This is a genomic window from Pseudonocardia sp. HH130629-09, assembly GCF_001294645.1.
GTDB lineage: Bacteria > Actinomycetota > Actinomycetes > Mycobacteriales > Pseudonocardiaceae > Pseudonocardia.
Genome location: NZ_CP011868.1, coordinates 3897363 through 3915876, shown reverse-complemented (window position 1 = coordinate 3915876; position 18514 = coordinate 3897363). Strand labels below are relative to the sequence as shown.

Genomic DNA, 18514 nt, shown 5'->3' with positions numbered 1-18514 from the left:
TGCGACGGCCGGGTGCGACGGGCCGGGTGCGACGGGCCGGGTGCGACGGGCCGGGTGCGGCGGTGCGACCGGTGCGCCCGGCCGCACCGAGACGCAGCCCACGGCGGGCGTGGCGGGCGACGGGGCGCCCTGTGCTGCATCTCGGTGCGGGATCCGGTACGCGACGGCGTCCCGCCGTCTCCTCAGAGCTGGTAGGTCGAGTTGATGATCGCGCCCTTGCGGGCGTAGTAGATGAGGGCGTCCTGGACGTCGAGCGGGTGCGTCGGGATGACGCCCTCGATCAGGTCCTCCTCGCGGGCACCGTGCAGCGACAGCCCGAAGCGGCAGCAGTAGACCTTGCCGCCCTCGCTCATGAACGTCTTGAGCTGGTCGTTGATGTTGTGCTCGCCGGGGAACGCGGACGTGCCGGTGGTCGGGAAGCCGCGGGTGGCCAGGCAGTTCAGCGAGCCGGGGCCGTAGAAGTACATGGCCGACTCGAAGCCCTTGCGCAGGGCACGGGTCGCCTGCAGCACGGCCACGAAGCTGACCGAGGACTCGTGGGCGATGCCGTGCACCAGGGTGAAGTAGGTCTCGCCGTCCTCGGCCTGCAGGTCCGGGAAGACCTTCGTCCCGCCGTAGATGCTCGAACCCTCGGGCAGCGAGGGGTGCGGGATCTCCTCGAGGCTCTTCTTCTCGACGTCGGACAGCTCGGCGCTGGTCATGGGGATGCTCCTCGTGGTGTGACGGATCCACGCCGGGAAACGTGTGCGTGGGAGCGCCGGAGAGGGAGAATGCGATGGAATCGGGTCCCACCGTTTCCGGCGATCACTACGAGACCAGTGTTCTGTTGCCGGAACGTTGAGAGCGGACTACGACAACAACTCCGGATCAGCCCTGTGTGACCGTCGTGTTGCGTAACACGGGGCAATGCTGCCGTCGTCCGAACGACACGATTCGGTAATGCGACGGGTCGACCGTGGGTCCGTTCCCCGACCACCCACGAGGAGGCCCCATGACCGCGATGATCCGACGCGAGGACCGGCGTCCCCCGCCCGCCGAGCTGGACGGCGAGCACCGGACGGTCGTCGTCGTCGGCGGGGGGCAGGCGGGTCTGTCGATGAGCCGGTGCCTGGACGTGCGCGGCATCGACCACCTCGTGCTCGAACGCGACGTCGTCGCCTCGTCCTGGAAGCGGCACCGCTGGGACACGTTCAGCCTGGTCACGCCGAACTGGCAGTGCGACCTGCCGGACTTCCCCTACGCCGGGCCGGACCCGCACGGGTTCATGGTCCGCAGCGAGATCGTCGACTACCTGGAGGTCTACCGGGCGTTCGTCGACCCGCCGCTGATCGAGGGCGTCGAGGTGAGACGTGTGCACCAGGACGAGCGGGGGACCTTCGTCGTCGAGACCTCCGCCGGGACGTGCACCGCGGACCAGGTCGTCGTCGTCACCGGCGGGTACCACACGCCGCTCACCCCGCCGCTGTCCGAGCCGCTGCCGCCCGGCATCACACAGATCGGGTCCCAGGACTACCGCAACCCCGGGCAGCTGCCGCCGGGGGAGGTGCTGGTGGTCGGGTCCGGGCAGTCCGGCGCCCAGATCGCCGAGGACCTGCACCTGGCGGGGCGGACGGTGCACCTCGTCGTCGGGCACGCGCCGCGGGTGGCCCGCTTCTACCGGGGCCGCGACGTCACCGACTGGCTCGACGAGATGGGCTACTACCGGATGCCGGTCACCCGGCACCCGCGTCGCGAGGCCGTGCGCGCGCAGGCCAACCACTACGTGACCGGCCGCGACGGCGGTCGTGACATCGACCTGCGCCGCTTCGCCACCGAGGGCATGCGGCTCTACGGCGCGCTCACCGACCACGCCGCGGGACGGCTCACCTTCGCCCCCGACCTGGAGTCCTCCCTGGACCACGCCGACGAGGTCAGCGAGTCCATCAAGGACACCATCGACGGCTGGATCGCCGACAAGGGGATCGACGCCCCGGTCGAGGAGCGCTACACCCCGGTGTGGCGCCCGGAACGCGAGGTCACCGAGCTGGCGCTGGCCGACACCGGGATCACCTCGGTGGTCTGGTGCATCGGGTTCCGGCAGGACTTCTCCTGGGTCGACCTCGGTGTGTTCACCGGCCGCGGCTCGCCGGTGCACAGCCGCGGCGTGACGAGCGTCCCGGGGCTCTTCTTCCTCGGTCTGCCCTGGCAGTGGACCGGGGGGTCCGGGCGGTTCTCCGGGGTGGGCGCCGACGCGGCGTTCCTCGCCGAGCGGATCCGCTCCCAGCGCGGCCTGACCTCGACCGGCGGCCGCGGCGACGTCTGCAACGTCCTGGCCCTGGGGTCCTGAGTGGACGGGGCCGTCGACCCCGACGACCCGGCCGACCTGGGCGGGACGACGGGCTGGGGCCGGGTCGTCGCCCCGGGCGACGTCGAGCCCGAGCCGCCGTTCGCCCGAGCATGGGAGGGGCGGGCGTTCGCACTGACCGCGCTGACCATGGGCCGGATCTCCGGACGCAACCTGGACGCGTTCCGGCACGCGCTGTCCCGGTTGGACCGCACCCGCTACCTCGACGACGGCTACTACGGCCGCTGGCTGCACGCCGCCGAGCTGATGCTGGTCGACTCGGGCGTGCTGGCGCCCGGCGCGGTGGAGGCCCGTGCCCGGCGCACCCGCGGCGAGGACGTCCCCGAGCCGGCCGACCCGCACCTGGCGAAGCCCGACTACGCACCCACCGCGCCCGGGTCGCTGCGCACCGTCGACGCCGCGCCGCGCCTCGCCCCCGGCGACCCGGTCCGCGCCCGCCGCGAGCCCCCGGACGTCGCGCCGCCCGCGCCGTCGGCGGGTCCGGTCGGGCGGGGACCGAGCAAGCTGCCCCGCTACCTGCGCGGAGCGCCCGGTGCCGTGACCGCGGTCCGGCCCGCGCACGTGCTGCCCGACACCCACGCGGTGTTCGCCGGGGAGCACCCCGAGCACGTGTACACCGTGGCCTTCGCCGCCCCCGACGTGTGGGGCCCCGGCGCGGACCCGGACGTGATCGTGCACGCCGACCTGTTCGAGTCCTACCTGGAGCCACGATGACCGACGACGATCCCGGTCCGGCGCTGCGCACCGCGGCGCTGGAGGAGCTGCTGGTCGAACGGGGGATGGTGGACCCGGCCGTCGTCGACGGGTTCGTGCGCACCTACGAACGCGACGTCGGCCCCCTGAACGGGGCGACGGTCGTCGCCCGCGCCTGGACCGACCCGGAGTACCGGGAATGGCTGCTGCGCGACGGGACGGCGGCGATCGCCGCGCTCGGGTTCAGCGGGCCGCAGGGCGAGCACATGGTGGTGCTGGAGCAGACCGACCAGGTGCACCACGTCGTGGTCTGCACGCTGTGCTCCTGCTATCCGTGGCCGGTCCTCGGCCTGCCCCCGAGCTGGTACAAGGACCCCGCCTACCGGGCCCGGGTCGTGCGCGAGCCGCGCACCGTGCTCGCCGAGATGGGGCTCGACGTGCCCCCGGAGCGCCGGATCGAGGTGTGGGACTCCTCGGCCGAGGTCCGCTACCTGGTGCTGCCGCGCCGACCCGCCGGCACCGACGGGTTGACCGTCGAGCAGCTCGCCGGGCTGGTCGGGCGGGACGCGATGGTCGGGGTGGCCGACGTGGCCGGGCCGTCGTGAGCGGGCCGGTGCTCGACACCACGGGTCCCGCGGCCCCGCCTCGCAGCAACGGGGAGCTGGTGTTCGCCGCGCCCTGGGAAGGACGCGCGTTCGGGCTGGCCGTCGCGCTCGCCGAGGCGGAGGTGTTCACCTGGGACGGGTTCCGAGACCGGCTGGTCGCGCGGATCGCCGCCGATCCCGCCGCCCCCTACTACGGCTGCTGGCTCGCCGCCTGCGAGGACGCGCTCGTCGCCGCCGGCCGTCTCGACGGGGCGGAGGTGCTCACCCGCGCCGCCGACCTCGCCGCCCGCCCGGCCGGGCACGACGACGCCGACCACGACCACACCGACCACGCTCGGTAGGAGAACGTGCACCGATCGTCACAGAATGGTTCGGTGGTCGCATTCCGCGCATTACCCCGCGCGAATGGGGAAGGGAACTGCGCCGACCCGATCGGGGCGGTGACCGACCCGGCCGGTGTCACCGCTCGGTAACCGATCATGTTTCGCGGGGCCGATGTCCCGGTGCGCGGATAGATTGTGGTCATGAGCGGATCGCGGCCGATGGTCCTGCGGACCGTCGCCTGGTGCGCGGGCGTCCTGCTGGTGGGTGCCGGCGTGCTGGCCGCCGTCGTCGTCGGTGTCGGGGCGCTCGTCGCACCGGGGGAGGCGCGCGCGTCCCGCGAGATCGACCCTGCCACCGAGTTCGCCCGGCTCGCCGTCGACGACCCGGCCGCCGCGCTGCGCTCGTGCACCCCCGCGCAGGGGACCCTCCTCGACGCCCTCTCCGGTGCGCTCCCGGCCGGTGCGGTGCCCGGCGCGGCCCGGTTCACCGCGATCGACGGGGACCTCACGTTCGTCTCGGCGCCGATCACCGGCACGGTGCGCGGCGCCGGGGACCGCGCCGTGTGGGTGTGGGGGAGGCAGGGCTTCGCCGCCGTCACCGACGACGCGCGCGCCCTCACCCCCGAGCTCCCGGGGCCCGCGCTCTACGCCACCGGCCCGGACGCGGCGGGCGCGGTCCGCGCCGCGACCTGTGTGGAGGCCGCGCAGCGCGCCGAACGCTCCGGCGTCGCGCCGACCCAGGGCCCGATCGTCCCGCGCTGAGCCGGGCTCGCCCCCGGGCACGATCAGCCCGGGCCCCGGGCGGGATCAGCTCGGCCCGCGGGCGGGATCAGCTCAGCCCTCGGGCAGGATCAGCTCAGCCCTCGGGCAGGATCAGCTCAGCCCTCGGGCAGGATCAGGCAGCTCGACGTGGCCTCGCCCAGCAGTCTGCCCTCGGCGTCGGTCAGCTCGGCCCGGGCCAGCGCGGTGCGGCGCCCGGCCTGCACGACGTGGCCGGTGCACGTCACGGTGCCCGTCTCGACGGTGATCCGGCGCAGGAAGCGCACCGACAGGTCCAGGCTGGTGTAGCCGGCGGCGGGGAGCGTGGAGTGCACCGCGCACCCACAGGCGGAGTCGAGCAGCGTGGCGTACACCCCGCCGTGCACCGAGCCGATCGGGTTGTACTGGTGCTCGCCGGGTTCGAAGGCGAACGCGACGCGCCCGTGCTCGGCGGAGACGGCGCGGAACCCGACGAGGCTCGCGACGGGTGCGCCGGGGAGACGGCCGTCGACGATCCGGCGCAGGTACTCCAGTCCGTCCAGGCCGGACGCGGCGGCGGCGAGCGCCATCGGGTCGGTCCACTCGTGCTCGCGGCGGCGCGTGGCGGCCGGCCCGGTGGCGGGCCCTGCTGCGGAGGTCATCGTGGCTCCTGGTCGGTGTCGGTGTCGGTGTCGGTGTCGGTGTCGGTGTCGGGGGCTCCGGGCCCCGGTTCGAGGTGGATCTCGTCGGTACGGCCCAGACGGTGTCCGGCACCGCACACGCTCACCAGGCGCACCGGGGCGCCGCAGCCGGTGTGCACGCGGACCACGGGAGGTCCGGCGTCGCCGGCGAGGTGCCGGTCGCCGAAGTCCATGAGTGCGGCCAGGACGACGCCCAGATCGCGGCCGCGGCGGGTCAGGTGGTACTCGGCGCGGGTCCGCGCCCCGGGTTCGCGGTAGTCCACCCGTTCGACGACGCCGTCGTCGACCAGCTCGGACAGGCGCCGGCTCAGCACGGTGCGCGCGACACCCAGGCCGCGCGCCAGCTGGTCGAAGCGGGTGATCCCGCGGCCGACGTCGCGCACCAGCAGCACCGTCCAGGGGTCGGCCAGCAGCGCCGCGGTGCGGGCCACCGAGCACACCTGGGACGCCGCCGCCGTCCGTGCGTCCATCCCGCCTCCTGGGTATCGCTGAGCTACCCAGGCAGGGTAGCCCGGCGGGGAGGACGGCGACAGATGCCGGTCCCTCGTGCGCGATTGACCGCGCCCACAGCGGGAAGGCGGGAAGGGACACCGCACGAGCCGTCTGCGTCGTCTTCGCCAAGCGCAGGCAGCACTGTCGTGCCGAGGGCGCCGACGTCGCCCTGGCCCATCTCGACGAGGACGCCGACGCCGAGCACACCGCGCGGCTCGTTCGCGACGAGGGCCGCCGCTGCCTGATCCTGCCCGGCGACCTCGGCGACGCCGGGCACTGCGTCGAGGTCGTGCGCCGCACCGTCGACGAGCTCGGCCGCCTGGCCACCGTGGTCAACAACATCGCCACCCGGGAACCCGTCGACGATCTCACCGACATCGACGACGACGCCTGGCTGCGCACCTTCGAGGTGAACATCCACAGCTACTTCCGTGTGACCAAGGCGGCCCTCGCGCACCTGCCCGACGGCGGGGCGATCGTCAACACCGGCTCGATCAACGGGTTGCGCGGCAACAGAGCCTCATCGACTACTCCGCCACCACGGGCGCGGTGCAGTCGCTGACGTACTCGCTCGCCCGGTCGCTGACCCCGCGCGGCATCCGGGTCAACTGCGTCGCCCCCGGTCCGGTGTGGACCCCGCTGATCCCGGCGACCATGCCGGAGGAGAAGGTCGAGGGCTTCGGGGAGCAGACCCCGATGGGGCGGCCCGCGTCCGCGGACGAGATCGCCCCGTCCCACGTGTTCTTCGCCGCGCCGCGGCTGTCCTCGTACTACACCGGGGAGGTGCTCGCCCCGGTCGGTGGCGAGACCCTGCCCGGCTGACACCGGGAGGTCCCGGGGAGGTCGCGCCGGGGAGGCCAGCACGGGTCAGTCGCCGGCGAGCCGCTCACACAGCCGCGACAGCGTGCGGGACAGCAGCCGGGACACGTGCATCTGGGAGATGCCCGGGTCGGCGGCGATCTGGGACTGGGTCCGGTCGCCGTAGAAGCGCAGCACCAGGATGCGGCGCTCGCGCTCGGGCAGCTCGGCCAGCGCCGGGTCCTCTCCGCCCAACCGCTCGACGAGCGGCAGGGTCTGACCGTGGCCGTCGCCGTCGCCGACGGGGGCGTCGAGGGACCTGGCGTGGTGCGACTCCAACGCGCCCGAGCGCGTCGACGACCTCGTCGACCGACACGCCGGCCTCCTCGGCGATCTCCGACGGCCGCGGCGGGCGCCCGAGGCGCTGGCCCATCTCGTCGGCGATCCGGCCGACCCCGACGGCCAGCTCCTTGAGGTCGCGCGGCACCCGCACCGACCACGAGTGGTCGCGCAGGTGACGCCTCATCTCGCCGCGGATGCTCGGCACCAGGTAGCCCAGCGGGCCCCGGTCGCCGACCCCGGGTCGTACCGGTCGACCGCCTTGACCAGGCCGAGCATGCCGGCCCGCTCGATGTCCTCGGCGCCCCGGCCGGAAGCGGCGACGCGCCGGGACGGGTTGCGCACCAGGGGACGGAACTCGGTGATGACGTGGTCGCGCAACGCCGCCCTGCCGGGCGCACCGTCCGGGGTGGCCGCCAGCTGGTGCAGGTCGGGGATGAGGTCGTCGTAGCCGCGGCGGCCGTCGCGGGTGCGCTCCGCGGGCCGGGTGGGAAGTGTGGGACTGTGCATGGTCCCTCGCAATCGCCGATGGCAGTGCGAGGTCCGCTGCGTGTTGAACGGATCTCGGGTCGGCTTCCCGGACACGGTACGTATCGGAGCCGGACGATCACCGTAACTCCGGGCCGCGGCCCCCACGACCCGTCGGAGCCGCTGCCGGGCAACGCGGTGACCGCACCCCTCGTCGGGCGCGGCGCGTCCGACGAGGGGTGCGCTCGTCTCCGGGAGTCGGTGGTCGGTCAGGCGTCGACCTCGGCGACGGTGGCGCCCTCCGCGGCGCGCTGCACCGCCTCGCAGCCCTTGTGCGCCGCCGCCTTCGTCTCGTAGGCCTCGCCGACCGCGACGACCTGCCCGTTGCTCGCCTTGAGCCGGAACCGGAACTTTCCGCCCCGGTCCTCGTACACCTCGAACTTGCCTGCCACAGGGACCTCCTCGTCTCGACCGGTACCCGCGGTTGCAGCGGATGGGGGCGCACGTTAGTCCAGATGGCATTGCGATGTGGAACGATGCGGCGGGCCCGGGGTCACCGGTCCCGGAAGGGTCTCAGCGGGCTCTCAGCGGGCCGTGACCTTCTCAGGGGCACCACAGCGTCCGGGTCCTAGCGTCCCGGACATGCCGACTGCACTGGTGACCGGAGCGAGCCGAGGGCTCGGCGCCGTCTACGCCCGCGAGCTCGCCGAGCGCGGGTACTCCGTCGTCCTCGTGGCGCGCGACGCCGCCCGCCTCGCCGAGGTCGCCGAGTCCGTCGGCCGGGCCACCGGCGCGATCGTGGAGACGCTGCCCGCCGACCTCACCGACCCGGCGGGGCTGGCCGCCGTCGAGCGCCGGATCACCGACCGGGACCTGCCGATCGACGTGCTGGTCAACAACGCGGGTGTCGAGACCGACGCGGTGTTCGCCGAGGCGCCGTTCGAGGTGCTCACCGGCGAGATCGACCTCAACGTGACGGCCCTGATGCGCCTCACCCGCGCGGCGGTCCCGGCGATGACCGTCCGTGGCCACGGAGGGGTCCTCAACATCGCGAGCGTCGCCGGCTACCTGCCCTCGGGGGGCAACGCCTACGGCGCGTCGAAGTCCTGGGTGCTGGCGTTCAGCGACACCGTCGCGGCGTCGCTGCACGGCACCGGGGTCACCGTGACCGCGGTCGCCGCGGGCCGGATCCGGGCCGACGACGACCCGCAGGGCCCGCTGTGGCTCGACCCCCGCGACGTCGTGCGCCGCTCGCTCGACGACCTGGCCCGCGGCCGCAAGCTGTCCGCGCCGGGCTGGGTGTACCGGGCACTGGTCGGCTACCTGGAGGCGCCGCGCACCGCGCTGCGGCTGGCCGCACGGGTCGCGGGCCGGGGCCGGGGGCGCTGCGAGCGGCTGGAGCGGGGGAGCGGGCACACCCGGCCGTCGCCGGTCCCGACGCCGTTCCGCGACGAGCCCGCTCCGTCCCGGCCGCTGCCCGCCGTGGCGGTGGGCCCGGCGACGCCGGTGCCGCCGGTCCTGCCCGAGGAGCCGGTGCGGCCCGCGCACGTCGCCGCCGCGACCGTCCCGGCGCCGCGGGTGTCGGGCACCGGGCCGCTGCCCGTCGTGCCTCGTCGGGCCGTGGCAGGGTCCGGGGCCCTCCCGGCCCGCCCGACCGCCGCGCGGGCGGCCACCTCCGCGACGGCCCGCGCCGCCGTCCGCAGGCTGCCCGCCGGCCCCCGTCCGGTGCAGCCGGCCCGTGAGGTCGCGACCGTCCGGCTCGCCGCGGGCTGAGAGCCCCGGGCCGGTTCCGGGTCGTCGGCGGGGACCGCGCGTTCGACGGCTGAAACGGACAGATGTGACGAGGCTCGCGTACCCCCGGTTGTCGGAACCCAGGGCCATGCCCTAGCGTTTGCCCGGTCGAAGGGGAGTACTCCCGAACACGGCGTCGCCGTCAATACGGAACCAGGACGAGCTGGTCCCGGTGGCGCCGGTCCATCGCGGTCACCGCGGCGGGCGGAGGAGACCTTCAGCGCTCCTATCTGCGCTGGAGGATCCCGCAATGAACGTTCCCCTCTGGGTGTGGCTGGCGACGGTCGCCGTCGTCATCGGCATGCTCGTGTTCGACTTCGTCGGGCACGCCCGTGACCCGCACGAGCCCACGCTGCGCGAGTCGGCGATCTGGTCGGCCGGCTACATCGCGATCGCCCTGCTGTTCGGCGTCGGTGTCGGTGTCTTCTCGGGCTGGCAGTACGGCGGCGAGTACATGGCCGGTTGGCTGACCGAGAAGGCCCTCTCGGTCGACAACCTGTTCGTCTTCCTGCTGATCATGACCAGCTTCGCGGTGCCGAAGGTGCACCAGCAGAAGGTGCTGCTGATCGGCATCGCGATAGCGATCGTCATGCGCGGTGCGTTCATCGCGGTCGGTGCGGTCATCATCGAGCAGTTCGTCGCGGTGTTCTACCTGTTCGCGATCATCCTGTTCTGGCTCGCCTGGTCCCAGATCCGCGAGGCGCTGTCCTCCGACGACCACGAGCAGGCCGACGCCGGTGACTCGAGGCTCATCCGCCTGGTCCGCAGGGTGCTGCCCACCTCCACCGAGTACGACGGCGCGAAGCTCGTCACCCGCATCGACGGCAAGCGGCTCCTCACCCCGATGGCGCTGGTCGTCGTCGCGATCGGGCTTACCGACCTGCTGTTCGCGTTCGACTCGATCCCGGCGATCTTCGGCCTCACCCAGGAGCCGTTCCTGGTGTTCACCGCGAACGCCTTCGCCCTGCTCGGCCTGCGCCAGCTGTACTTCCTGATCGGCGGCCTGCTGGAGCGCCTGATCTACCTGGCGCACGGCCTCTCGGTGATCCTCGCGTTCATCGGCGTCAAGCTCACCCTGCACGCGCTGCACGAGAACAACGTGCCGTTCATCAACGGCGGGCAGCCGGTGCCGGTGCCCGAGGTGCCGATCTGGCTGTCGCTGCTGGTCATCACCGGGACGATCGCCGTCGCCGCCGTCGCGAGCCTGGTGGTCTCGCGCGGCCGCGCCGCCGCGGCCGGTGACGCCCCCTCCGCTGCTGCCGGCACCGGCTCCGGGGGCACCGGCTCCGACGACGCGGGCCACGACGGCGGGGCCGCCGGTCACGGCGACGTCACCGGTCATGGCGACGACACCGTGCGCGCCGGTCAGAGCCCCAGCACCAGCCGGGCGACCGAGAAGTAGATCAGCAGCCCGGTCGCGTCGACCAGGGTCGTGACCAGGGGAGCGGACACCACCGCCGGGTCGATCCCGACCCGGCGGGCCAGCAGCGGCATCGTCGCGCCGACCGTCGCCGCCCAGCCGCAGATCGCCACCAGGGTCACCGCTACCACGACGGCGACCTGGACCCCGACCAGCAGCGACGCGACGAGCAGGCCGAGCGCGCCGAGCAGGGTGCCCAGCACAGCAGCCCGACCCGCAGCTCCCGCCAGACGACGGCGGGCAGGTCGGCCAGCCGCACCTCCCCGACGGCGATCGCCCGGACCGCCGCCGATGCGGACTGGGCACCGGCGTTGCCGCCGGTGCCCACGAGCAGCGGGATGAACAGGGCCAACGCGGTGACCTGTTCCAGGGCGTCCTCGAAGATCTGGAGCACGTTGACCGTGAGCACCGCGGCGAGCAGCAGCACCGCCAGCCACACCGCGCGGGTGCGCGCCAGCTTCGTGACCCGCACGTACATGCAGTGGCCCGACCACGGCGTCGCACCGGACTGGCGGGCGGTGTCCTCGGTGTCGGCCGGCTCCAGGATCTCGACGGCGTCGTCGATGGTGAGCAGGCCCAGCAGCCGGTCCTCGGAGTCGACGACCAGCAGGTCGAGCAGGTTCGCCTCGCCCATCAGCCGTGCGGCGTCCTCGGCGGTGTCGGTGGCCCGCACCCGTGGTCCGGGCGGGCCAGCACCAGGTCGCGCAGCGAGACGGTGCCGATCACCCGGCGCCCGGCGTCGGTGACGGCGAGGGTGTAGACGGTCTCGGCGCGGGCGCCCTTGCGTCGCACGACGGCCAGTGCCTCGGTCACGCTGCTGTGCAGCGGTACGGCGACGGTCTCCGGGGTCATCACCCCGCCCGACCGAGCCGTCGGGGTAGCCCAGCAGCGCCGCGGTCATCTCCCGCTCCGAGGCCGAGAGCCCGGCGAGCATCCGGGTCGCGACCTTCGCGGGGGCCTCGCCGAGCATTCGTGCGCGGTCGTCGGGATCCGTGTCCTCGACCAGGGCGGTCACGGCGTCGTCGCGCAGCCCGGCCAGCAGCTCCTGCTGGTCGACCGGGTCGAGAGCTCCTCGAACACGTTGAGCGCGCGGTCCTTGTCGAGCAGCCGGAACACCCATCCCGCGTCGACCGGTTCCATCCGGGCCAGCGCGTCGGCGATCTCGTGGGCGGGCCGTCCGTCGAGCCGGTCGAGGACTCCGGAGGGGTCGTGCCGTTCGACGAGGTCGGTCCAGCGTCCCATACGGCCGATCCTGCCGCCGGGGCCTGCCGTGTGCAGCGGCGGGAGTATGTCCGTTTCGGTAGGATCGGTGACATCTTCAGCACATCCCGGATGGCTGCGGCCGGGAGCGGGAACCCGGTCAATGGCACCGAGGAGGTCACGATGTCCGTCACACCCCCGCCCCTGCCGCCGTCGTCGCCCGGCGGTGGGACCGGCGATCCCGATCCGCACCCGTCCGCGCGACCCCTGGACCGCGACGAGGAGTTCCGCCTCTCCGCCCTCGAGCAGGAGCTGCGCCGTTCCGACCCGCGGCTCGACACCGAGCTGACCGCACCGCACCGGCCATCGCGCGCCGCGGGCGGCCGTGCCGACCGGATCCTGCAGGCCGTCGCGATCACCGTGATCGTGCTGGTCCTCGTGCCGGGCGACTGGATCGCCGGGCTGCTGTCGTTCGGGCTGCTGCTCGGCATCCCGGTCGTGATGGCCTGGATCGCCGTCCGGGCGCACCGGGAGAACATCGCCCGGGAGCAGGCCGAGGGCCGCGACGACGAGCGCCCCTGAGCGCCGGGCCCGCCGCGGCCCGATCGGATCCGGCGCCTTCGGCCGCGTCGACCGCGGGAGCTGCCGTCGAGCACGACGGCACCGTCAGCGGCACCGTCAGCCCGCGGTCGGAGCCGCCGTCGCCGCCTCGGTCGGGTCGGTCGTCGAGCGGACGGCCGGGAGCCCGAGGTGCTCGCGCAGCGTCGTCCCGGTGTAGTCGGTGCGGAACGACCCGCGCTCCTGCAGCAGCGGCACGACCGTGTCGGCGAACTCGTCGAGCCCGCCCGGGGTGACGTGCGGGACGAGCACGTAGCCGTCCGCGGCGTCGGACTGCACGGCGTCGTCGATCGCGTCGGCGACCGTCCGGGGGCTCCCGACGAAGGTGTGCCGCCCGGTCACCTCGATCACCGTCTCCCGCAGCGAGAGGCCCTTCTCCGCGGCGAGGGCGCGCCACTGGTCGGCGACGGCCTTCGGGTCCCGGTACTGGCGCACGCTGGCGCGGCCCTTCGACACCAGCTCGCCCTCGACCGGGTCGAACTCGGGCAGCGGGCCGTCGGGGTCGCGGTCGGACAGGTCGGTGTTCCACAGCTGCTCGGCGAACACGATCGCGGTCTGCGGGCTGACCTGCTGGGAGCGGATCACCTCGGCGCGCTCGGCGGCCTCGGCGTCGGTGTCACCCAGCACGTACGTCGCGGCGGGCAGGATCTTCAGGTCGTCCCAGGCCCGGCCGTAGCGGGCGAGGCGGCCCTTCACATCGGCGAGGAACGTCCGTCCTGCCTCGGGCTCGGCGTGCCGGGAGAAGATCGCGTCGGCCGACGCGGCGGCGAACTCACGCCCCTCCTCGGAGTCCCCGGCCTGCAGGATCACCGGGCGGCCCTGCGGGCTGCGCGGCAGCGAGAACCGGCCGTGCACGTCGAACTGGTCGGAGGAGTACGCGAACTCGCCGCGGTCGCCCGCGCCGCTGCGCGAGTCCCAGATCGCGGCGGTCGCGGCCAGCTGCTCCTTCGCCCGGGAGTAGCGCTTCTCCTTCGGCAGGAAGCCGCCGCGGCGGAAGTTCTCACCGGTGAACGCGTCCCACGAGGTCACCACGTTCCAGGCGGCCCGGCCGCCGGACAGGTGGTCCAGCGACGCGAACTGGCGGGCGACGTCGTAGGGCTCGGTGAAGGTGGAGTTGATCGTGCCGGCCAGGCCGAGCCGGTCGGTGACCGCCGCCAGGGCGTTCAGGATCGTGAAGGTGTCCGGGCGGCCCATCACGTCGAGGTCGTAGATCTCGCCGCGGTGCTCGCGCAGGCGCAGGCCCTCGGCGAGGAACAGGAAGTCGAACCTCGCCCGTTCGGCCGTCCGCGCGAAGTGCGCGAACGACTCGAACTCGATGTGGCTGCCGGACGCCGGGTCGCTCCACACCGTGGTGTTGTTGACGCCCGGGAAGTGGGCGGCGAGGTGGATCTGCTTGCGTGGCATGCGTGTCCTCCCGACGTGGCTTCTACCGGTGCAACACCCTCCGGGCCAGGGTGTTCCCGAGCAGCTGCGCGCACTGCACGACGACCACGATGATCGCCACCGTCAGCAGCGTCACCGGCCAGTCGAACTGCTGGTAGCCGTAGGTGATGGCGAAGTCGCCCAGCCCGCCGCCGCCGACGTAGCCGGCCATCGCCGACATGTCGACGACCGCGACGAACACGAACGTGTAGCCGAGCACCAGCGGTGCCAGCGCCTCGGGCACGAGCACGCTCCACACGATCCGGAACCGGCTCGCGCCCATCGCCCGCGCCGCCTCGACGACCGCCGGGTCCACCGACACCAGGTTCTGCTCGACGATGCGGCCGATGAAGAACGTCGCCATCGCGACCATGGGGAACAGCACCGAGCGGGTGCCGATCGTCGTGCCCATCACGAGCAGGGTCAGCGGGCCCACGGCGGTGATGAAGATGATGAACGGGATCGGCCGCACGATGTCGACCAGCACGTTCAGCACGCCGAACACGGCACGGTGCGCGTACAGGCCGCCGGGACGGGTGGTGTGCAGGGCGACGCCGAGCAGCAGCCCGAGCAGCCCGGCCAGCAGCATCGTCCAGAACACCATGTAGGCGGTCTGCAGCACCGACAGCCACAGCACCGGGCTCAGGGTCTCCCAGTCGGCCTTCATGCGGACTCCTCGTCCTGGGTGGTGACGGCGTCCCGGGCGGTGACGGCGCCGTCCGGGGTGACCCGGGTGATGCGCGAGAGTTCGTCGACGCAGGCGTCGACGGCGGTGTCGTCGCCGGTCAGGGCCAGGGTGAGGCTGCCGACGGGGCGACCGGACAGCTCGCGGATGCCGCCGTGCACCACGGTCGCGCGGACCCCGTGCGTGGCCGGGACCCGCGCGATCGCGTCCTGGGCGTCGGCGGCGGCCGCGCCGGGCCCGCCGACGCCGACAGTCACCAGCCGGCCGGGGTGGCGCTCGCGCAGCCGGGCGAGCGTCTCCGGCGACGGCACGTCCTGCAGGACGCCGTGCACGAAGCGGCGCGTCGCCGGGTGCGACGGCGCAGCGAACACGTCGTACACCTCGCCCTCCTCGATGACCCTGCCCTGCTCCATGACCACGACCCGGTCGCACACGTCGGCGACGACGTCCATCTCGTGGGTGATCACGACGACCGTGGTGCCCAGCTCGCGGTTGACCCGGCGCAGCAGGGCCAGCACCTCCCGGGTCGTCTCCGGGTCCAGCGCGCTGGTCGCCTCGTCGGCGAGCAGGATCGACGGCGACGTGGCGAGCGCCCTGGCGATGCCGACCCGCTGCTTCTGCCCACCGGACAGCCGCGCCGGGTAGCGCCCGGCCAGCTCGGCGAGCCCGACGAACTCCAGCAGCTCCGCGACGCGGGCCCGACGCTCCTCCCGCGAGCGGCCGGCGACGGCGAGCGGGTAGCCGACGTTGCCGGCGACCGTGCGCGAGTTCATCAGCGCGAACTGCTGGAAGATCATCCCGACATCGCCGCGCAGCTCGCGCAGCCCCCGCTCGGACAGCTCGGAGGTGACCCGCCCGCGCACCGTGACGGTGCCCGACGTCGGCAGCTCCAGTGCGTTGATCATCCGGACGAGCGTGGACTTTCCCGCCCCCGACCAGCCGATCACGCCGGTGATCCCGCCCTCGGCGATGTCGAGGTCCACGTCGTCGACGGCGGTGACCCCTGGGCCGCGGCGGGCCGGGAACGTGCGGGTCGCGCCCGAGAACGAGATCACCGGCTCCGCCATCAGCGTGCCCGCAGCTGCTGCTCGATGCCGGCCAGGGTCTGGCGCAGGTCCTCCGCGGAGTTGTTGCGGAACACACCGCCGTCACCGAGGTCGCGGCGGGCGGCGTCGAGGACCTCCGGGTCGTGGTAGATCCGGACCAGCGTCGCGTACACCGGGTCGTCGGCCTGGTCGGCCCGGGCGACGAACAGGTTGATGTAGGGCTTGGCCTTCTCCGAGTCCGGGTCCTCCTGGTAGAGGACCTGGTCCTGGGTCAGGTTGGCCGACTGCGCGTAGTTGTTGTTGACGATCGTGGCGTCGGCGCTCGCCAGGTTCGTCGCGGTCTGGGCCGCGTCGACCGGGGTGACGGTGACCTTCGAGGCGGCGCGGTCGATGTCGGCGGGGGTGGAGGTGGTGGTGCCCCCGTCGGTCAGCCTGAGCAGACCGGCGGACTGCAGGACGGTCAGCGCCCGGGCCTGGTTCACCGCGTCGTTCGGGATGACGACCTGCCCGCCCTGCGGGATCTGCGCCAGGTCGGTGTGCTTCGTGGAGTACAGCGGCAGCGGGTACACCGCGGTCGCGCCGACCGGCACCAGCGTGTCGTTGTTCTGGACGTTGTAGTTCGCCAGGTACTGCAGGTGCTGGAACTGGTTGAGGTCCAGCTGGCCCTGGGCCAGAGCCGGGTTCGGCTGGTTGTAGTCGGTGAAGTTGGTCAGCTGGACGGTGATCCCCTGGGCGGCGGCCTTGTCGGTGAGGACCTTCCAGTAGGGCTCGGCGCCGTCGGAGACGCCGATCCGGACGGTCCGCGACCCGCTCTCACCACCACCGGACGAGGACTCGCCGGGGGCGGAGCAGCCGGCCGCCAGCACGGCGAGCACGGCGACGGGGACCAGCAGGGACAGTGCGCGTGGCAGGCGCATCGGACTTCCTCTCGGCTCCGGCCCCGGGACGGGTCGCGTCCGGGTGCCGGTGCGGCGGTGCAGCGGGGATGTGCCGGGCACCCGGTACGGCGCCCCGCGAGGGTGACGCCGGGCGGGAGCAGGTGCTCCGGGGGGCGTGACCGGGGAGACCGGGCCACCGGACCGGGTCCCGCCGGGTGGGCGCGACCGGCCGCGGCGGGGCGGTCGGCACGATCGGAGAACCTACATCGGACGAACCACCCGGACCGCACCGCCGCGACGAAGCTCACGGTGGCCGGGCGCGCCGCCGTCCGGCGGTTGCGGCGCAGCGGTCGGAGTGGCCACGATCGGGGGACCGTTCGCGCGCCCGTGCCCGGGCGGCCGCCCCCGCGTGGGCCGGCCGTCACCGCCGCGACCCGCCACCCGGCCCCGGAACGCCTCCGCCGCCGGGCGCCTCCCGCGGAGACCTGCGCGATGCCCCCCACGGACGTCGTGCCCGCTCCGGGCGTCACCGTCTGGCTCACCGGCCTGCCACATCCAGCCGGTCGCCGACTCGGTGTCGCTGCTGGTCGACCATCTCATCGGCCGTGGTCTGGCCGGACCGCGCGACGTCACGACCCGGGAGACCGCATGAGCACCCCGCTGCCACCGCCACGTCTGGACGGCGCCGCCGTCGCCGTCGCACCGCCCGGGGACGGCGCCGGGCACTGGGCGGGCGCCCCGTCGGCCGTCCCCGACGGTGACGGGGGCTACGTGCTCGCCTACCGGCTGCGGGCCCCGCTCGGCGAGGGCCGCAGCCTCGCGGTGGTGCTGGCGCGGTCGGCCGACGGCGTCGCCGTCACCCCGGTCGCCGAGGTCACCAAGGACCGCTTCGGCGCCGAGTCGCTCGAACGGCCCGCGCTGGTGCGTACCGAGCAGGGCCGGTGGCGGCTCTACGTCTCCTGCGCCACACCGGACTCCAAGCACTGGTGGGTCGACGTGCCGGAGGCCGGCACCGTCGAGGAGCTGCCCACCGCGCCCCGGCGCACCGTGCTGCCCGGCGACGACCGGCACGCGGTGAAGGACCCGGTGGTCGTGCGCGAGGGCGGCACCTGGCACCTGTGGGCCTCGGTGCACCCGCTCGAGCTGCCCGGCCACGAGGACCGGATGACCACCGAGCACTACACCTCGCCCGACGGGCTGGCCTGGAGCCACGCGGGCACCGCGCTGCGCCCGCGTCCGGACCGCTGGGACGCCCGCGGCGTCCGGGTCTCCGCGCTGCACCGTGCGCTGGCCGGCCATCCGGAGCTGTTCCTGTCCGAGCCGAAGGAACCGAAGTTCTTCCTCACCGACGGTCCGCCGCCCACCTCCGGCGGCGGCCCCGGCGACGTCCCGACCTGGGGTGAGCACGTGTGGCGGCGTGCCGACTACGAGGCGCTGTTCGACGCCGCCCCACCCGGTGCGCGCTGCGGCGCGTCGACGGTGTTCTACCTCTACGACACCGTCGCGCAGGACCGGATCGCCCGGCTGCTGCCCCGCGCCCGGCTGGTCGCGGTGCTGCGCGACCCGGTGGAGCGGGCCCACTCGAACTGGGCGCACCTGCGCGGCGCGAGCCTGGAACCGGAGGCCGACTTCCTGACGGCGCTGCGCGACGAGCAGCGCCGCATCGACGCCGGCTGGGCGCACTTCTGGCACTACGCCGCCCAGGGTCGCTACGGGGAGCAGCTCGCGCACCTGGCCACGCTGTTCCACCGGGAGCAGGTGCTTCTGCTGCGCTACCGGGAGCTGCGCGACGACCCGGCCGTCACGGCGGACCGGGTGTGCGCCTTCCTCGGCGTCGCGACGGAGGTGGTCACCGGGGTGCCCCGCCACCACGTGCGCCCGGACGTGCACGGCCGCACCGGCGGCCCCACTGCCGAGGAGCGCGCCGCGGCCCTGGCCCTGTTCGCCGACGCC

18 protein-coding genes and 3 pseudogenes are annotated in these 18514 nt (G+C 73.9%); 10 read left to right on the top strand and 11 right to left on the bottom strand.

Annotation, left to right across the window (positions count from 1 at the left end):
* Nucleotides 1-182 precede the first annotated feature (182 nt).
* Nucleotides 183-701, bottom strand: a complete 519-nt coding sequence (locus tag XF36_RS17990; protein ID WP_060712873.1) for an MSMEG_0572/Sll0783 family nitrogen starvation response protein — start codon at nucleotides 699-701, stop codon at nucleotides 183-185.
* Nucleotides 702-991: 290 nt separating this feature from the next.
* Between XF36_RS17990 and XF36_RS17985 the strand changes: the two genes are divergently transcribed.
* The 5 genes from XF36_RS17985 (at nucleotide 992) to XF36_RS17965 (ending at nucleotide 4727) form a co-directional block, all read left to right on the top strand.
* On the top strand, nucleotides 992-2326 hold the full coding sequence (locus XF36_RS17985) for an MSMEG_0569 family flavin-dependent oxidoreductase (RefSeq protein WP_193393977.1): 1335 nt from the start codon (nucleotides 992-994) through the stop codon (nucleotides 2324-2326).
* A complete protein-coding gene (locus XF36_RS17980; protein WP_060712872.1) occupies nucleotides 2327-3058 on the top strand; it encodes an SH3-like domain-containing protein in 732 nt (243 codons plus the stop codon).
* Complete coding sequence (gene nthA / locus XF36_RS17975) at nucleotides 3055-3642, top strand: nitrile hydratase subunit alpha (RefSeq protein WP_060712871.1); 588 nt, start codon at nucleotides 3055-3057, stop codon at nucleotides 3640-3642. Before XF36_RS17980 ends, nthA begins: the two co-directional genes overlap by 4 nt.
* Nucleotides 3639-3983, top strand: coding sequence for a nitrile hydratase accessory protein (locus XF36_RS17970; protein ID WP_060712870.1), 345 nt, complete (start codon nucleotides 3639-3641; stop codon nucleotides 3981-3983). The genes nthA and XF36_RS17970 overlap by 4 nt, the downstream gene beginning before the upstream one ends.
* Before the next feature lie 183 nt (nucleotides 3984-4166).
* The gene (locus XF36_RS17965; RefSeq protein WP_145981410.1) at nucleotides 4167-4727 is read left to right on the top strand and encodes a hypothetical protein; all 561 of its coding nucleotides are present in this window, start codon (nucleotides 4167-4169) and stop codon (nucleotides 4725-4727) included.
* Nucleotides 4728-4843: 116 nt separating this feature from the next.
* On the opposite strand, the gene XF36_RS17960 is transcribed toward XF36_RS17965, so the two are convergent.
* Both XF36_RS17960 and XF36_RS17955 read right to left on the bottom strand, forming a co-directional pair.
* A complete protein-coding gene (locus XF36_RS17960; protein WP_060712868.1) occupies nucleotides 4844-5365 on the bottom strand; it encodes a PaaI family thioesterase in 522 nt (173 codons plus the stop codon).
* Nucleotides 5362-5874 (bottom strand): winged helix-turn-helix transcriptional regulator, encoded by a 513-nt coding sequence (locus XF36_RS17955; protein ID WP_060712867.1) that lies wholly within the window; start codon nucleotides 5872-5874, stop codon nucleotides 5362-5364. Before XF36_RS17955 ends, XF36_RS17960 begins: the two co-directional genes overlap by 4 nt.
* Nucleotides 5875-5882: 8 nt before the next feature.
* Here XF36_RS17955 and XF36_RS35265 point away from each other — a divergent pair.
* Nucleotides 5883-6718, top strand: a pseudogene (locus tag XF36_RS35265) (SDR family oxidoreductase).
* A gap of 45 nt (nucleotides 6719-6763) precedes the next feature.
* Here XF36_RS35265 and XF36_RS33405 read toward each other — a convergent pair.
* From XF36_RS33405 to XF36_RS17935, 3 genes are all read right to left on the bottom strand, one after another.
* Nucleotides 6764-7033 (bottom strand): sigma-70 family RNA polymerase sigma factor, encoded by a 270-nt coding sequence (locus XF36_RS33405; RefSeq protein ID WP_060712866.1) that lies wholly within the window; start codon nucleotides 7031-7033, stop codon nucleotides 6764-6766.
* 183 nt (nucleotides 7034-7216) lie between these two features.
* On the bottom strand, nucleotides 7217-7543 hold the full coding sequence (locus XF36_RS33395) for a sigma factor (protein ID WP_060712865.1): 327 nt from the start codon (nucleotides 7541-7543) through the stop codon (nucleotides 7217-7219).
* A gap of 227 nt (nucleotides 7544-7770) precedes the next feature.
* Nucleotides 7771-7953, bottom strand: a complete 183-nt coding sequence (locus tag XF36_RS17935) for a YegP family protein (RefSeq protein ID WP_020622520.1) — start codon at nucleotides 7951-7953, stop codon at nucleotides 7771-7773.
* A gap of 190 nt (nucleotides 7954-8143) precedes the next feature.
* Here XF36_RS17935 and XF36_RS31705 point away from each other — a divergent pair, with 190 nt between their 5' ends.
* Nucleotides 8144-9274 (top strand): SDR family NAD(P)-dependent oxidoreductase, encoded by a 1131-nt coding sequence (locus tag XF36_RS31705; RefSeq protein ID WP_145981409.1) that lies wholly within the window; start codon nucleotides 8144-8146, stop codon nucleotides 9272-9274.
* A gap of 268 nt (nucleotides 9275-9542) precedes the next feature.
* Entirely contained in the window at nucleotides 9543-10694 is a 1152-nt protein-coding gene (locus XF36_RS17925; RefSeq protein ID WP_082375494.1) for a TerC family protein, read from the top strand.
* On the opposite strand, the pseudogene mgtE reads toward XF36_RS17925, so the two are convergent.
* A pseudogene (gene mgtE / locus XF36_RS34895) lies at nucleotides 10658-11954 on the bottom strand (magnesium transporter). The gene XF36_RS17925 and the pseudogene mgtE overlap by 37 nt on opposite strands.
* Nucleotides 11955-12095: 141 nt before the next feature.
* Between mgtE and XF36_RS17915 the strand changes: the two are divergent.
* Nucleotides 12096-12494: a DUF3040 domain-containing protein gene (locus XF36_RS17915; RefSeq protein WP_168169538.1), complete on the top strand. Its 399-nt coding sequence runs from the start codon at nucleotides 12096-12098 to the stop codon at nucleotides 12492-12494.
* 96 nt (nucleotides 12495-12590) lie between these two features.
* Here XF36_RS17915 and XF36_RS17910 read toward each other — a convergent pair whose 3' ends face one another.
* From XF36_RS17910 to XF36_RS17895, 4 genes are read right to left on the bottom strand one after another with little or no spacing between them, the layout of a single operon-like run.
* Entirely contained in the window at nucleotides 12591-13934 is a 1344-nt protein-coding gene (locus tag XF36_RS17910) for an NtaA/DmoA family FMN-dependent monooxygenase (RefSeq protein WP_060712863.1), read from the bottom strand.
* Between the two features lie 22 nt (nucleotides 13935-13956).
* Complete coding sequence (locus XF36_RS17905; protein ID WP_060712862.1) at nucleotides 13957-14619, bottom strand: methionine ABC transporter permease; 663 nt, start codon at nucleotides 14617-14619, stop codon at nucleotides 13957-13959.
* Complete coding sequence (locus XF36_RS17900) at nucleotides 14616-15704, bottom strand: methionine ABC transporter ATP-binding protein (protein ID WP_060712861.1); 1089 nt, start codon at nucleotides 15702-15704, stop codon at nucleotides 14616-14618. The genes XF36_RS17905 and XF36_RS17900 overlap by 4 nt, the downstream gene beginning before the upstream one ends.
* Nucleotides 15704-16600 carry a MetQ/NlpA family ABC transporter substrate-binding protein gene (locus tag XF36_RS17895; protein WP_060712860.1) on the bottom strand — a complete coding sequence of 299 codons (897 nt, stop codon included), beginning with the start codon at nucleotides 16598-16600 and terminating at the stop codon, nucleotides 15704-15706. Before XF36_RS17895 ends, XF36_RS17900 begins: the two co-directional genes overlap by 1 nt.
* A gap of 453 nt (nucleotides 16601-17053) precedes the next feature.
* On the opposite strand from XF36_RS17895, the pseudogene XF36_RS35255 reads away from it, so the two are divergent.
* A pseudogene (locus tag XF36_RS35255) lies at nucleotides 17054-18346 on the top strand (sulfotransferase domain-containing protein); the annotation flags it as partial.
* Between the last annotated feature and the right edge of the window lie 168 nt (nucleotides 18347-18514).